At 39.1% G+C, this 16453-nt stretch carries 16 protein-coding genes; all 16 read right to left on the bottom strand.

Annotation, left to right across the window (positions count from 1 at the left end; genetic code table 11):
• The 16 genes from T541_RS0110940 to T541_RS0111010 all read right to left on the bottom strand — a co-directional run bounded on the left by T541_RS0110940 (nt 1) and on the right by T541_RS0111010 (nt 16452).
• The gene (locus T541_RS0110940) at nt 1–1062 is read right to left on the bottom strand and encodes a S66 family peptidase (RefSeq protein WP_081779940.1); all 1062 of its coding nucleotides are present in this window, start codon (nt 1060–1062) and stop codon (nt 1–3) included.
• Nucleotides 1063–1103: 41 nt separating this feature from the next.
• Nucleotides 1104–2204, bottom strand: a complete 1101-nt coding sequence (locus T541_RS0110945; protein WP_026652775.1) for a class II aldolase/adducin family protein — start codon at nt 2202–2204, stop codon at nt 1104–1106.
• A gap of 20 nt (nt 2205–2224) precedes the next feature.
• Entirely contained in the window at nt 2225–3469 is a 1245-nt protein-coding gene (locus T541_RS0110950; RefSeq protein WP_026652776.1) for a glutamate-5-semialdehyde dehydrogenase, read from the bottom strand.
• A gap of 83 nt (nt 3470–3552) precedes the next feature.
• Nucleotides 3553–3636, bottom strand: coding sequence for an AraC family transcriptional regulator (locus T541_RS22205; RefSeq protein ID WP_081779941.1), 84 nt, complete (start codon nt 3634–3636; stop codon nt 3553–3555).
• Nucleotides 3637–3673: 37 nt separating this feature from the next.
• Nucleotides 3674–4963: a hypothetical protein gene (locus T541_RS0110955; protein ID WP_026652777.1), complete on the bottom strand. Its 1290-nt coding sequence runs from the start codon at nt 4961–4963 to the stop codon at nt 3674–3676.
• Between the two features lie 73 nt (nt 4964–5036).
• Nucleotides 5037–6266, bottom strand: coding sequence for a hypothetical protein (locus T541_RS0110960; protein ID WP_026652778.1), 1230 nt, complete (start codon nt 6264–6266; stop codon nt 5037–5039).
• A 22-nt stretch (nt 6267–6288) separates the two neighbouring features.
• Nucleotides 6289–7296, bottom strand: coding sequence for a hypothetical protein (locus T541_RS0110965; protein WP_026652779.1), 1008 nt, complete (start codon nt 7294–7296; stop codon nt 6289–6291).
• Nucleotides 7297–7518: 222 nt separating this feature from the next.
• Complete coding sequence (locus T541_RS0110970) at nt 7519–8136, bottom strand: hypothetical protein (RefSeq protein ID WP_026652780.1); 618 nt, start codon at nt 8134–8136, stop codon at nt 7519–7521.
• A gap of 27 nt (nt 8137–8163) precedes the next feature.
• The gene (locus tag T541_RS0110975; protein WP_026652781.1) at nt 8164–9000 is read right to left on the bottom strand and encodes a WG repeat-containing protein; all 837 of its coding nucleotides are present in this window, start codon (nt 8998–9000) and stop codon (nt 8164–8166) included.
• Between the two features lie 81 nt (nt 9001–9081).
• Nucleotides 9082–9693 (bottom strand): hypothetical protein, encoded by a 612-nt coding sequence (locus T541_RS0110980; RefSeq protein ID WP_026652782.1) that lies wholly within the window; start codon nt 9691–9693, stop codon nt 9082–9084.
• Nucleotides 9693–10553: a WG repeat-containing protein gene (locus T541_RS0110985; protein WP_026652783.1), complete on the bottom strand. Its 861-nt coding sequence runs from the start codon at nt 10551–10553 to the stop codon at nt 9693–9695. Before T541_RS0110985 ends, T541_RS0110980 begins: the two co-directional genes overlap by 1 nt.
• 15 nt (nt 10554–10568) lie before the next feature.
• Entirely contained in the window at nt 10569–11033 is a 465-nt protein-coding gene (locus tag T541_RS0110990) for a hypothetical protein (RefSeq protein ID WP_026652784.1), read from the bottom strand.
• A gap of 191 nt (nt 11034–11224) precedes the next feature.
• A complete protein-coding gene (locus tag T541_RS0110995) occupies nt 11225–11803 on the bottom strand; it encodes a 5-formyltetrahydrofolate cyclo-ligase (protein ID WP_026652785.1) in 579 nt (192 codons plus the stop codon).
• A 34-nt stretch (nt 11804–11837) separates the two neighbouring features.
• Nucleotides 11838–13514 (bottom strand): NAD(P)/FAD-dependent oxidoreductase, encoded by a 1677-nt coding sequence (locus T541_RS0111000; RefSeq protein ID WP_026652786.1) that lies wholly within the window; start codon nt 13512–13514, stop codon nt 11838–11840.
• Between the two features lie 62 nt (nt 13515–13576).
• On the bottom strand, nt 13577–14809 hold the full coding sequence (locus T541_RS0111005; protein ID WP_026652787.1) for an aminoacetone oxidase family FAD-binding enzyme: 1233 nt from the start codon (nt 14807–14809) through the stop codon (nt 13577–13579).
• Between the two features lie 2 nt (nt 14810–14811).
• Nucleotides 14812–16452: an oligosaccharide flippase family protein gene (locus T541_RS0111010; RefSeq protein ID WP_026652788.1), complete on the bottom strand. Its 1641-nt coding sequence runs from the start codon at nt 16450–16452 to the stop codon at nt 14812–14814.
• Nucleotide 16453: the final 1 nt, after the last annotated feature.

The following is a 16453-nucleotide window of genomic DNA, read 5'->3' on the forward strand; positions in this document are numbered from 1 at the left end:
TTAATATTCAATCCTAAATCTGTTACCTAACGCTGAAACTCGTGCATCAGCCCCCATAATAACCGGAAGCATAGGATCAATATGTCCAATATCAGCGTCCATAATAACTGGAACGCCTAGTTCTTTTAACGGATCTGTTACTGCGTTGATTCTGTCAACACCCATGAAGTTCTGATGATATGCCAGCTCTGGTCGTCCAATAACAAAGCCCTTTGCGCTGTCAAACCAGCCAGCCTCCTTAAGGCACCACATACTTCTTCTGATAGCCATAGGATTGAGCTCGCAGCATTCAATAACCCAGACCACATCCTTATTCTGAGCATTGAACTCCTTCATGTTATCAAACCTTGTTCCTGCGATATTAACCAGAATATCAAGGCATCCGCCAAGTAATACTCCGTTAAATGCAACCTCCTGATCCTCAGAAGCCTTTACCAGCACTCCATTTGAAGGGGTAAAAGAGCTAAGAACCTTAGGAGTGTCATATCTGTATTTCTTTTCAAAGCTGTAATTGGTATAATCAGTGACCTTAACATCATTAACAGGATCAACAAACTGATCATAGCCTTCAAAAGAGCTCTTGGTACCTTCTAAGATAGCAAAGGCATCCTCTTCAGGAGTCTCCCAGATCTTGGAAAAGTTAGAAATACATGGACCATAAATCCCCTGCACACCTGTAATAGTTACTAGAGGAAAGACAAAATTGGTATTGTCAGAATATCCCATGAACCACTTAGGCTTATAGGCCTTAAGTTCTTCAAAATCGATATTAGAGACCGTCTCACACATAAGCTCTCCGCCGCCAGCAGAAATAATAGCCTGGCAGTCGCTGTTCTTATAGAACTTCACAAGCTCTTTTGCACAAACCTTAGGATCTGTACTGATTCCAAGGCCATCACCCTTTCTTGCTGTTTCGCCCTCAAGAATCTTGTAGCCTCTGTCCTTTATCTTGCCAAGGGAAACATCAAACATAAGACTGTAGGGCTCAGTTGAAGCTCCAAAGGATGGTGCTGTAATGCCTATTGTGTCGCCTTTTTTAATGTATTCTGGTCTCTTTATCATTTAGTCATCCTCATCCTGTCAAATAACATATTTACGCCAAATTACTTCTTAATGTCAGCAAGCTTAGAATAACTCTTTCTATAATGTCTGTTCATCTTGATAGACTCAAACAATGAAAGATAGTGACCCTCTCCATGTCTCATAACGGCAATATGGGCGATACATCCCTTATCAAGAACATCTGCCACTGCCAGTGCGTCATCCTCAGTAGAGCCAAGGCAGTATGCACCATCATTAAGCGCAAATACCGCATTTACATGCTTCTTGATATTATGGAAATTCTGTCCGTCCTTGCCATATTCATTGCTTGGAACCTTAACACTATAGCCAATGAGCTGAGCAAAATCGTCAAGAAGAGGTCTCATATGATTAGCTCTTCTTGAAACTGTCATAACAGCCGCTGACTTATTGTGAACGATATACTTAACATCAGGGCGCTTCTTGTAGATCTCTTTGTGAATGTTCTTAACGCGCTCTGGAGTATCAGGTATATCATATACAATCTCATCACCCTCTAAATGAGAGTTAAAACCTACTATTACACCATGGTGCATATCGGTCTTACAAACATCAATAAGGAAATTGTTGCAAGCAACCTCCATCTTCTCAGCCTCGTAGAAAGCCTCGTTAGAGTTACCTCCAAGGCAGATTGTTCCATGGTTAGCCATGATAAATCCATTTATCTCAGGGAACTTCTTAACTGTCATCTCCACATTCTCTGCAAGCTTCTGTGTACCTGGAAGTGCGTATGGTGCCACAGGGATCACAACATCCTCATCATCCTCAAAGTAGGTAAGGACCTTCTTAAGTCCAAGTGTACCTGCGCAGGAAGCATACACCTGATGTGTATGAATGATAAACTGTGTTTCCTTCCTTGCCTTATAACATACAGCATGAACTGCCTTCTCACTTGATGGAGTAACATCGCCTTCATGACTTAAGTCACTGATTTTAACCAGAACGATCATCTCTGGTGTGAGATCCTCATACTTAATACCACTTGGTGTAATAAGAAAGTGATCGTCATCTACTCTGCAGCTGATATTGCCCCAGGTTCTAACAAGCAGACCTATATCGTGGAGCTGCCTTGATATCTCAATTATATGCTCCCTGGCTGTCTGCATTTCTTCATTTGTCATCATTGCCAAAAACCCCCAAAACCTTAACTTCTTATCTGACCATCCCCAATGATCTGATATTTATAACTTGTAAGCTCCTTAAGTCCCATAGGGCCTCTTGCGTGGAGCTTCTGTGTGCTTATGCCAATCTCAGCACCAAAGCCAAATTCAAAGCCATCTGTAAATCTAGTAGATGCATTGACGTAAACACAGGCCGCATCAACAAGATTAAGGAAAAGAGCTGCTGACTCCTTATCCTCTGTTATGATAGCTTCTGAGTGACCAGTATTATATCTGTTAATATGGTCGATTGCCTCTGAAACGCTTGATACAGTCTTAACTGAAATAATATAGTCAAGGAACTCTTTACCAAAGTCCTCTTCTGTTACCTCTTTAGAATCCTCAATGTATGAGCGGCTGGCCTCATCAGCTCTGACCTCAACGCCGTGCTCATTCATAGCCTTACTAAACTTTGGAAGGAACTCTTTACTAATGTCCTTGTGAACAACCAGTGATTCTGCAGCATTGCAAACACCGATACGCTGAGTCTTAGCATTGATGATAATGTTAATAGCCTTATCTATGTCAGCATCCTTATCTACATAGATATGGCAGTTACCAGTTCCTGTCTCAATAACAGGAATAGTGGCGTTCTCAACAACGCTCCTAATTAGACCTGCACTTCCTCTTGGAATCAGCACGTCAACATATTCATTCATCTTCATAAACTGGGTAACAACACTTCTGTCAGTGTCTGTGATAAGAAGAACCGCATCCGGATTAACACCAGATTCAGACAATCCTTCTCTAATGATCTCAGAAATAGCAACGTTACTATTAATTGCATCGCTACCGCCCTTAAGGATTACCGCATTACCTGATTTGAAAGTAAGGGCGAAAGCATCGGCGGTAACATTAGGCCTGGATTCATAGATAATACCTATTACTCCCAGAGGAACTCTAACCTTCTTGATCTTAAGTCCATTAGGACGTTCAAAGTGCTCAATCTCAGTCCCAATCGGATCCTCAAGACCTACCACTTCTCTTATTCCATCTGCCATGGCCTTAATACGCTTATCATCAAGACGAAGCCTATCCAGCATCCCCTGATGCATGCCATTTTGCTGACCATTCTTATAGTCAAGGTCATTGGCAGCAATAATTCTCTCAGCCTCAGTCTCCAATTTGTCAGCAACGCATAAAAGAGCTTTATTCTTGTCATCAGAAGAAAGCTTTTGAATGTCAAATTTAACGCTTTTAGCTCTTTTGCAAATTTCAAGAAGTTCCATAATCTTACCCCCAAGCAAAAATATGTAACAATGTCAATATTATAGCTTTAAAGGTCCTGTAATGCAATTAAATACAGTAAATATCACTCTTTGTTCATACTTCTTGGCGAGATTCCGTAATATTTTTTGAACACATTTGAGAAATAGCTAACATCACTATAGCCCACCTATATAAAATCAGATATGTAATAATTCAACAAATCATTAGTTATAAAAAGCTTCAAATTCTTTAGCATTGTCTTTTATATAATCTATAATGTCGTCTGTATTCAGCTTGTCGACATTATCACATATCCATTCTGTAACATCGGTCTTGTAACCAAGGTATTCAAAATCTCTGTAAGTATCGCCATATGAATCATAGACTCTTTCATTTCCTTTGAATACGAATGGTACTGTTTCGCCGTTGCAGACTGCGGTAACGATGAGGTCGGAAAGGCCGTCACCATCTAAGTCGCAAAAGGCAACTTCTTTTACGTCTGTAACAGATGGATATACATTATCTTCTGTAGAAATAGTTCTGTATTCTCCAGAACAATAGTCGTTCATAAGCTGAACGCTTGGCTTTTCATCACCTCTATTATATCTTGCAGAGCAAAGAATGGTTTCATCTGAATACTTGTTATTTACGATAAGGACCTTAACTGCATCCTTTTCCCAGAGCTGTCTGCAGGATACAAACTGATATGGGTTATTGGCATCGCCTGTTTCTAAAAGTGTAACTCTCTTATTGTAGCGGTTGGAGCTATAGCTGACCTCTACCTGAATGGTATTATCTTTTCTAACGCCCTTTTCGCATGTAATTTCATTTTCGTAGATAAAAGGATCACCACAGTTAAGATACACATCGTATGGCTCATAATAGAAATAGTGGCCAAGAATTTCATGAACATCAATGTCTGTCATTCCAGTCTTAGCTTCTACGAAAGCTCTAAAATTATCGCCGGTTGTATAATATAAACCTTCATAATAACCGTCGTACCCAATAAGGGAGCCCATGCCTTTTGATTCACGTTCTACATTTAAGGCGTCAATAGCTTCCTGAGGGCAGTCATCGCTATAGCCAAGGCCTGCCATTTCATTATTAAGCACACCTCCCCATTTAATGTCCTGAACAGTTTTAAATGGATCGTCTACAAATCCGTAGTTCTCTACCTGGCTGAAGAATTCACGAAGATTTTCAAGTTCGTCCGAAGTAAGCTCTTCCCCCTCCATAAGCTCTGGTGATTCCCATTCGCCAGGATTTGCATTGCATACATAGACATTATCAACATCTTCTGTATTATTTTCTTTTTCAGCCTCTTTGGTATCTTCATCATCTGATGAATCTGAAGTGGCGGCTTCATCTTCGCTTTCTTCAGAAGTCTCTTCGCTGGACTCTTCTGAAGTCTCTTCTGTAGCATCATCCTTAAGCTGCCACTGAATTCCACAGCCTGAAACAAGCATGGTTACGGCCATAGCACCAGCTAATGATTTAATTACTTTGTTCTTCATAATCTATTTTCCCTTCTTGCACCTTATGATCTGGTCCATGTATACAATACTGAGGATGTCTTATGGACGTTAATCAATAATCATAATAAGAATCAAACTCTTCAACATTATCCTTAATAAAATCGATTACGTTCTCTACTGTCATTTCATCGATATTATCGCTAAGCCACTTTGAAACCTTCGATTTTCCAATACCAAAAAGTGGTTCTTTGGACCATTCACTCTTATAGCCTTTATTTACAACTGTTAACGTTCCTTTTCCGTTTGAAAGGACTGTGATCATATCATCAAAACCATCTTCATCAACATCACAAAAACCTACATCTATAACTTCGTCGTAATTAGTCAGACTTAAATCCTCTGAATTAGCATAGTGAGGGGAAACAGTCATAGAGACTATGTAATCATTAATTACCCAGCAATCCATACCAGTTCTAGACATCTTAAATGCGCAGGTTACTGTTTCGCCAGTGTCATAATTCTTTGCCTTAACTACATCTTCAGCGTTTTCTTCCCAAAGCTCACGACAGGAAACAAACTGATAAGGAGCAGATGAATCTCCTGTTGCTTTAAGGGTTACACGAATACTATTATCATTGAAAATATAGGATTGTCCATACATTATAAGCTGAATCATATCTCCATTTTTAACGCCCTCGTAGCATACTGCTTCAGCATAATTACAATCACTTACAATATGGAACGACATATCATATTCTTCAAGATAGGTATAACCCATTTTTGAAACATCGTAGTCTTTGATGCCTGTTCTTTTCTCAATAAGGTTTCTTATATCTTCACCTTTAATTGCAACAATATCGCCATCAATTTCATCTTCAAACTTAGCCACATAAGCATCATACGCTTCCTGAGGGTAATCAGAAGTCTCTAGATCTGCACCATTATAGAATACTTCTCTAAAGTTAATATCCTCTGGTGTCTTGTATGCTGAATAAACAAAACCGTAGGTATCCTCCTGGCTAAGGAATTCCTCAAACTCAGCAAGCTCAGCCTCAGTAAGAGCTTCACCCTCCATAAGCTCAGAAGACTCCCACTCACCAGGAACTGCAGCCTCTGTATCCTCTTCTTCCTCTTCTTCCTCTTCGGAGGAGTCCTCTGCGTCAGCTTCTTCCTCTGAATCCTCAGAGTCTGCCTCATCTGCTTCATCATCAGAAGCTTCAACACTTGCTTCTTCTGTAGCCTCTTCCTCTGTATCCTTCATACTCCACTGAATTCCACAGCCTGATAAAATCATTGATGCTGCCATAGAACCAGCAATAGCCTGTATAATCTTCTTTTTCATAATAACTCCTCTTTATCAATATTTATTTTGTAGCAAGTTCAACAGAAAATGCTTCTACTTTTTCGATTGGCTCTGACATTCCCTCTGAGAAAACAAAGGTTATCAGGTACTTAGCTCCCTCATCGCTCTCAACAAGTGCAAGCTGCTCATCAGTTAATGAAACATAAACAAAATGTGAATAAGCAAGATCTTCTGCTGTTCCACTATATTCAAAAGCATAGTAACCATCATCAGTTACATAATCCGGAACAAAATAAGCATAGAATTGATGCTCCTGTCCATCAGCCTCTGCAAAATTCTCTGCCTTAGTCAAAGAAATAATGCTGTATCCATCGAAGCAGCTATATACATTCTTAACAAGCTCAACAGTAAGAACATAATTAAGCTCCATCTCAGCACTTTGATATGTGAAATTAGCTGTTACTGTGATAAAGTCCTGCTTTCCTTCATAGGTATAATCAGTAAGCTCTCCCCATCCAAAACCACTTGAAGCTTCGCTAGTGTCTACTGTGTCATTATCCTTTAAAGAATCAAAGGAATACTCCATACCAGTAAGTGAATAGTTGACATATTCAACCTGCTCCTTTGTTAAAAGACCGTCCTCATCTTCAGCAAGGTAGTCAAAAGTAAACCAGGAATTCTTAAGATAGCTATGAATAAATGACTCTTCCCAGTAATCCTTATAAACCTCAGTTTCTGCATGGAACTCATCCTTCATAAGAGCCAGCTCTTCAATGGCAGCCTTAAGATTATCTCCCATCACAAACTCATCTGGATACTCGTACTTCTCTATTCCAAGCTCCTCAAAATCCAGGAAAGCCTCATCATCTGAATCCTCAGTTGATTCCTCGCTAGATGCATCTTCTTCTGAGTCATCTTCAACAACATACATGCATCCACCCATGTTTTCTTCTTCACCAGACTCCTCACTAGCTGCATCATCCTTCATACTCCACTGAACCCCGCAACCAGATATAAGTATTGAAGCCGCCATAGCACCAGCTAAAACCTGCGCTAATTTCTTTTTCATAAAATCCATCCTCCCATTGCTGTAAATACATACTTTCTAGCTCTTTTTATTTACTATGAGTCAAAATGAATTCTAAAAATCCGATTCATTCTATTCTCAATGGCCTCATATATTATACAGATATTCGCTCTAAAATGTTGCACATAAACTAAAAAATAAGTCAAAGAGAACCGTCCCCATTGACTCAAAAGAGAACCGTCCCCATTGACTCATTCCTTAGACTCATTCCTTAGACTTATTCTTAGCAAGATTGTACTTGATAGGCTCTCTTATAAAGAGAACAAATATTGTATAGAAGATGTAAAAAGAGCTCAAGTGGAAATTCTTAAAGCCCATAGATCTTACAAATTCATATACAAAAAAAGACACAATAAAGATATTAAATAGTGCCCAGGCTATTGCAGCTTTATGTCCCTTTTCTTCTTTTCCCCTTTCTGGAATAAAGAAATAGTATGCTAAAGAACTAATGGCAAATTCAACAATCGACAATACCAAAAAGAACTTGTAGCTTTCTTTTGCATATGATACCGGGAACCTTATCTGAAACAGGAAATTGCAGGCAAAGTCAAAAAGAAATACCATTGAAAGGGCTTCAAAGGTGTTTCTGCAAGCTCTTAGATCTTTTCCATTATCAATCTCCTTATCAAGGGCAAAGGTCATAAATCCGCACAACAGAAATCTCAGGGCCACAATAGAATATAAAAGGTAATTATGTAGCCCCTTTCTGTATGGGATGAAGAATTCAAGAAGAACAAGAATTGTCATTATGAATCCATAGATGACCATTTTAGTATTGATGGTATTTATTTTATTTGTATTGTTTTCTTTAACTAGTTTCATATTATGCCTCGATTCATTCAAGTAGTATTAGTTCATTGGTTCAAGCTTAGAATTGAGCATACCCATTTCACTGCCCTTTTCCCAGCGATAACAGGTCTCGCCGTCTACATCAACATCTTCTATAATGTCGTATTCAGGGTCAAGGATAAAGGCTCCTGTAGAATCAATGAGTCCGCAATAGCCACGTTCATTGTAATAAACGACTATTGCATATCCGTTATCATCAAAGTTATAGGCTCTTTCAAATATAGGTGGAACAACTTCTTCACCCTCGGAGTTCATATATCCAAACAAAAGATCATTATCCTCAATAACGGCATATAATATAAGCCCATTATCAGGAGTATATTCCAAAAAATCGTCAAGCCAATATGCACCATGTGTCTCGTGATAATTTCTAAGGAATGTAGTTTCATTGTATCTGATATAAGGGAGATAATATCCATCCCTAAAGGCATCCAGAGCATATTTTCTTGGATTATCACCATTGTAGTAATCCCTAAATAATGACTGACATTCTATTACTACATTTCCGTGTGTATCAACAAAATGTCCCTCATAGTCCCAGGCATAGCCTTCATCAGTAAACCAGAGTTTATCATTAAAGATTGCCTCAGTCTGAACCCCAGTCTCTGTATCAATTAGTCCGTACTTCTCAACATAGAAAGGAGTCCATTTGGGCCAGTGGTTATGAACCTCATATTGCTGCGTTGTAGGAGCATATTCACTAATTTTCAAAAGCGTTCTATTAGTATAATCCAGCTCTGACAAAGGCCTTGTGATAATTGCAAATGCCACAACCACAGCAATCACTATCAGATATCGCACTATCCTTTTTGTTATTCGTTTCTTCTTGTCTTCCATTCGTTCTGTCTCTCCTTGTGTTGTCATTAACTTTAATGTCTATGTTTAACACCTTGGTTAGGTAAAAGAACTATCTCTCTATCATGCTCTGGAGCAATGGCTGGAAATATAGTATTTAACAGGTTCTCTAACCAATAATAAAATAACAAAAACCCATAACCAGTTTTCATAATGGATGCTATAATCGTGTGCTAATAACTTCATCACCAGCATGATAAAAACAACTATTATTCCAACATTAAGCAATTCCCATATACCTTTACTCAAAGAGAATCCCTGATCATCACTTCTCTCAGGAAACATCTTGAGATATCCAAATGAGCTAAGTACAAACTCCAGAATTGTTATTATAGCAAAAAACAGATAAATAGTAGTAAGCATTTCTGTAGTCTGATGTCCGTTGTAATATGTAAGGAAAATCAGATTAAAAATCAGATCTATAGCAAAGACATAGGATAAAAATCGAAAGCTCTTTTTACAGGCCTTATAGTCATGTCCCTTTCTAGCTTCATTTCCAAAGGCGAAAGTCATGTAGATACACAGGATTAATCTGGCAATTGTGATGCCATAATAGGCGATATTACCTGCTACTCCAGTCATTCCTCTTAAGAATACTTCCAAAAGAACTGACACTGACATTATCAGTCCGTATATGATCATTTTAGTGTTTATAGTAATACCTTTTGTTTTCATTATTCCCCAATAACCTCAAGCTTAGAATTCAAGTATTTAATTCCATTATCAAGTCTGTAGCAAAGCTCTCCGTCAATTACTATAGTAGATATATCTAAATAATCAGGATCGACTACGTAATCTCCCTTTTCATTGATAATTCCATAGTTACCATGATCAAAGACAATGGCATAGCCATTGCCATCAAAATCTTTAACGCTATCAAAAACAGGCTCTATTGCAACATTGCCATCTCTGTCTACGAATCCAGCCGTGATGTTCACAATGCCGTCTGAAAAGACTTTCATCACCTTAAATCTGGCAAGACCGTTATCAGCGAATTCACCAATCACGGGATTGTTCATTGTTTCTATATAATTATCAGTATATGTACGACCAAAGCTTGCTCTATCATTTATTTGATGCATAGAATAATCATCAAGAGCCAAAAATGTATTTATTGCTAATCTCCTGGGACTTCCTGAGTAATACTCATTCAAAACAAATGAACAATCAACAGCCACATCACCCATCTCATCAATAAGATGTCCTTCATAATCCCAGGCAAGGCCATCATCCCCAAATACAAGCCAGTCCTTATAGATTGCCTTAGTTAAGGTCTCATTATTATGATTGATCAGCCCAACTCTCTCTTCGTAGAATGGACTCCACTTGGGCCAGTAATTGTGTACTCTGTATTCTTCATAACCATCAGGACACTTCCACCAGTCCTCATTGGCTGTGGTCACGTCTGAGTAATCCAGCCTTGAAAGAAGAATCGAGATGATCACTACAGCAATTAGTATCACTGTGAGAGTTAATCTAATGATTTTATATAGTTTTTTATTATCATTCTTTTGATTATTTAGTCCATCTAACATGTTATTTATTCCTTCTTAAACTCTATATATCAAAGACTGACTCCAGATTTTAGCGATAACCACCTTATCTCCGCCTTTAATATCAGGCTTAATGTTACTGACATAAATGATTATTTCTTCACCTTCATCTGTTGTACATTGACACTCATATATTCTCAGCTTCCAGGTCACTATTTCAATGTTATGACAGGTTCCATGAATCAATTCATAATTACCTTTCTCAAACCTACCTAAGGATATTATCTTCACAAGTTTGTAGATAATAACTGGGATAGCTAATATCGGAATTTTTATTAGTTGTAAAAATTCTGCTGTATTCCCTTTGGAAAGGAAATAAAATCCAAATACAACTATTATCGCAATGATCGAAAATATAATAATAGTTGTTAAATGAAGGGATCGAAGTTCTATACAATCACATTTAATTTTCTTTTTAATGTTGCTTAACTCTATATTATCCTTGTCACATCTATTATCCATTGTTTATAATCTCATCTGCTCTATTCATATGATGAATAAAGACCCTCCTCCTTCTGTATAAACAGATAAAAACTCAGAAAAGTTGCACTAGGATCTTGATTGTGCAATATTTTCCTCTTTTTATTCCAACAAAAGAAAAAGTCTGCAAATATTTGCAGACTTCATTGCTAAAAACTATATATATTAAACAATCAGTTATTATCTAACACGCAAGAATCAGTGATTATCGCATCAACAGGCACATCATATTCAGAAACGCTTATCTCATCTACTATCTGCTCATCAAAGGCTAGCGCAAGTTTCTTAAGCTTTGGAAAGCGTTCAAAATATCTGTCGTAATATCCGCCCTTGTAACCAATCCTGTTACACTTCTTATCAAAGGCAACTCCTGGAACTATGCATAAAGTGCTTTCCTGAACCTCCCCAGAATAGATGCTGCTATTCTCATCAATTCTTGGTTCTCGAATTCCGAAGTATCCTTCGTATAAATCAGACAAGCTTTGAATCTTTACAAATTCCATGATGCCATTTTGCTTATCAGTACATATAGGGCAAAAGACATTTTTCCCCTTGCCAAGTGCATCAATAATAATGTCATCAGTGGTAACTTCACTACGCATAGATGCATAGATAAGAATACTTTGAGCTTCTACGTATTCAGTATGAAGGAAAAGCTTATCAGCTATAATCTTGCTTTTCAGGGCAATATCAGAACTGGATAAACCATCTCTCTTTTTCATGATTTCTTTTCTTAAAGCATCTTTATCCATAGTATCTAGTCCGCAGGCAACATAATCTACCGTTTCAAATATTAGCTACAACCATCTCAGCAATCTTCATTCCGTCCATGGCAGCAGACATGATGCCTCCTGCATATCCAGCACCTTCTCCGCAAGGATAGATGCCCTTTATGTTTACTGACTGGCCATTCTCATCTCTATTGATCCTTACTGGAGATGAAGTTCTTGATTCAACGCCAGAAACCAGAGCTCCGTCGCAGTTATAGCCCTTAATGGTTCTTCCAAACTTCTCCATTCCCTCCACAAAGGCCTGATTAAGGTCATCGGAAAGAATAGTGTGAACATCAGCAAAGGTGTAATCACCTCTCATGGAAGGCTCATTCTTTTTGTAAGTATCATCAAACTCAGAATTATCGCCAGTTACACTTCTCTTAAAGTCGCCGTAGTACTCAACTGGAATCTTGCCCTTTCCAAGGTTATAAGCCTTTTCTTCAAGACGTCTTTGGAATTCAACACCGGATAATACGTCATCGCTACCAAAGTCCTTAGGATCCACGGTAATAATGATAGCTGAGTTGGCGTTCTTGCCGGCTCTGTCACTGTAGCTCATACCATTAACAGCAAGTCTTCCTTCCTCGGAAGATGCATTAACAACATATCCTCCTGGGCACATGCAAAAAGAGTACACGCCTCTTCCTGACTCTGTGGTGGCAGTAAGCTTGTAAGGAGCAGCAGATAGCTCTTTTGGATTCTCAATTCCGTACTGAGACAGGTTAATAAGGCTCTGTGGATGCTCAACTCTAAAGCCCACAGCAAAAGGCTTAGGCGACATATCAACACGTCTGTCCTTAAGCATGTAGAAAGTATCTCTGGCACTGTGTCCAATTGAAAGAATTATGTTAGAGCAGGCGATTGTCTCGCCGCCGTTAACTACAACCGCTTTTACCGCATTATTGTCATCCAGAAGAACATCTGTGACACAGGCTTCGAATCTAACTTCTCCGCCCCACTTAATGATCTGCTGTCTCATGTTCCTTACAACGTTACGAAGGATATCTGTTCCAATATGAGGCTTTGCATCGTACATGATGTCAATAGGAGCGCCATTTTCAACAAAGATTTCAAGGGCTTTTCTGCCTCTTCCATCCTTATCTTTAACCATGGTATTAAGCTTGCCATCAGAGAAAGTGCCGGCACCACCTTCACCAAACTGAACGTTGCATCTTGTATCAAGTTCGCCAGTCTTCCAGAAATGCTCTACGATTTCAGTTCTTTTATCTACATCGCAGCCACGCTCAAGTACTAGAGGCTTAAATCCGTTCTGTACAAGCATGTAGCCAGCAAAAAGTCCGGCTGGACCAGCACCTACAATAACGATTCTGTCCTTATCAGAAGAATTGACATCCTCTGCCTTTTTAGTAAGGGTCTCTTTATCAAGACCAATCTGTTTTACAAAATCGTACTTAACCTTCTTGGTAACTGAAGCATTCTTATCACGACATTTCTTTAAAACTGCTTCATCCTTAAGGCCTTTGAGGAATACATCCACCATGTAGATATGATAAATCTCAGGCTTCTTACGGGCATCGATTGAATGCCTCATAATTTCAAGCTTATCAATATTGTCTGTATTAACGCGCAAAAGCTTCGCAGTCTTTTTTAGAAGGAGGCTGCGAAGCTCATCATTATCCATATGTCTTTCTTCATCGTGAAGAATCTTAATCTGGTTAATTCTTATCATGCCAAATATCCATTTCATTTAGATCTTAGAATAATGCAGATAAATGCAAGCATTATCCCACATTAAAGTGAAGCCACTGTTCCAGCAATAGAGCCACTTGTAAATGCCCACTGAAGGTTGTAACCACCACACCTTCCATCAACGTCCACAAGTTCGCCCACCACAAAGATTCCATCGTGAACCTTAGTAGTCATATCATCTCTGATATCTCCAAGGCTTACACCACCTGATGTTACCTGGGCTTTCTCATAACCAAAGCTTTCTTTGAGCTTAATCTTATACTCTCTATAGTTAGAAAGAATACTATCTACCATGCTCTCTGAGATGTTCTTCATCTTCATGGTTCTGCCCATCTTGGTGCGTCTGATGACCATCTCGTTAACATTGCTGTTGTGGTAGCCATTAAGGAACTCAAGAAGGGTTCTATCATCCCTGAATCTCATCATCTCTTTAACCAGGGATGAATAGTCCTCGTCATCATAATCAGGGAAGAAATTTATGCTGGCGTAAATAGGCTTACCCTCTGAAAGGAATTTCTCAACCTTACCACTGGCCTGCATTACAGGGATTCCTGATATTCCATCCTTAGTAAGCTGAAGCTCACCATATTCTGTAGCAATAGCCTCATTACCAAGTAAAAATGAGATCTCAGCAGTACATCTAACGCCATTCTCAGGGAGAATCTCATCATCGTCGCACTTAAAGCCAACAAGGGCTGGATGAGTCTCCTTAATAGTCATACCAAGCTGCTGACACATGTAGTAGCCATCGCCGGTAGACATGGTACTCTTAGCCCCAGCATAGGAACCAACAGCAATAATAACTCTATCAGCAATAAAAGAAGCCACATTGGTAACAACCTTGTACTTCTTAACTCCGTCTTCCTCTACTATTTCTACTCTTTTACCCTGCTGACCAAAGATCACCTCTACGCCAAGCCTTTTAAGCTCATTCTTAAAGGCATCAACAACAGTTGCTGCCTGGCCTGATACAGGATAAAGATATCCGTCTTCACTTTTAATTACGATTCCAAGGGATTTGAAAAAATTAATTACATCGAGAACGCCGTATACAGAAAGCCACTGCTTCATTCTCTTCTCTGCAGAAGCATTATACATCTTCTCATTCATATCAAGATTTGAAAGGTTACACCTTCCATTTCCTGTCATAGACAGCTTTTTTCCAAGCTGATCATTCTTTTCAATTATGGTTACATCCGCACCATTTCTGGCTGCATAGATAGCGGCACACATCCCTGAAGCTCCGCCACCAAGCACAATAATCTTCTTACTCAAAACTATTCCTCATAAAAATCTTCGTGAACTACATTCTTGGCAAGGCCTTTAAACAGCTTACCCATTGGTACCTTATCAAGCTCATAGCTCTTTATTCCCTTAAGAGCTACAAGGGCGCTCATATAGCATACAAAGAATACCGCAGCGCCAAGAAGCAGTGTAAGCACATCGCCAATGACGTCCACCAGTACGCTGTTGATAAAGAAGACGATCAATCCCGCAGCCACAGCACATACAACCGGAAGGGCAAAGGTCCTAACCAGTTCCTGCCTGTAGGAAAGCATCTTGGATATCATAAACATACTGATAAGATCAAACAATATTAAAGAACCTAAAAGTGCTAAAAGGACACCCATGGTTCCAAGTTTAAATACAATTAAAAATACCACTAAAAGTCCAATATGGCAAACTAAACCTACCGAAACATTGATAATGATAACCAGGGACTTTCCCATGTGGTTAAGGAGCCATGCAAAGAATACAGCCAGTGTGCTCAGCACAAATACAATACCTCCTACACGAAGAAGGCCGTCAACATAGGCGCTGCTCCTTCCAAACAATGAAACCTCCAGTGTATCAGCCATTACAAAGACAAATACACCCACAGGTATGGTAAGTCTTGAGCTAAAGTACACAAGCTTTTTGAATCTGTCCCTTGCTCCCTCGAACTCATCTCTTTCAATCCTGGCCATTACTCTGTTCCAGGTCTTAATGAAAGGTATACAGCACAGAACTGTTAAAAGAGCTATAGCTGTCAGTATACGTCCTGAAAAGGCGCCATATTCCTTAATGAGATCTGCCTCTGTTCCAGCCTTATTGGATGTGACCATATACACAATCTCATCTACAAGGCACACAAAGGATGGCATGAGATACAGATAGGCGATAGTTCTTAAGCCTGTAAGTACGTCATTCTTATTATCCAGGTATCTTGGTGCTCCATTCTTAATTGTGTCGTTAATCTCGCCCTTTCTAAAGTAGTAGCAAACAAGAATCTGAATAAATCCAACTACTGATCCAATCAAAAGACCTGCCACAATACCGATGGAACCATAAACTGAGCTAAAATCATCAACATGGAACAGGTTATTGACCTTAAGTCCATAATTATAAAGGACAATTGAAATAATAAGTCCTGAAACTACTGTTGTAATGGCAATTGTAAGATCTGCGATCATGATGGGCCTTGTATAGCCGATGCCCTGAAGATAACCTCTTATAACGCCCTGGCTACAGAGAAATACCAATGAAACAGCAACAATGATATAAAGGAAATATCCTCTTGTATTAGCAAATATATTCTTGGTAAAAGAAAATGCTCCAAAGGCCACGATCAGCGCCAGCGCAATACCTACTACAGAAAAGATCCTAAGGGACTTTTTCATATTGCTGTCAGCATTTATAAACTGTGATCTGCGGGCACGAAGTCTAACCATTGCCCACACAGCCTTCTGAACAGAAAGCACAAAAAACGAATAAAAAACATAATATGTAAAGAGGGGCCCAATTCCAAAGCCAAGGGCCTTATCTCCGCAAATTCTGACTATCAGTATATTAAAAACAAGAATCAGAACCAAAGACCAATAAACAGCACCAGTCAGAATATCCGGTCTGATTCGCTTCTCCTCAGTATAGGTCTTCATA

Origin of the sequence: Butyrivibrio proteoclasticus P6B7, from assembly GCF_000622085.1 — a bacterium.
GTDB lineage: Bacteria > Bacillota > Clostridia > Lachnospirales > Lachnospiraceae > Butyrivibrio > Butyrivibrio proteoclasticus_A.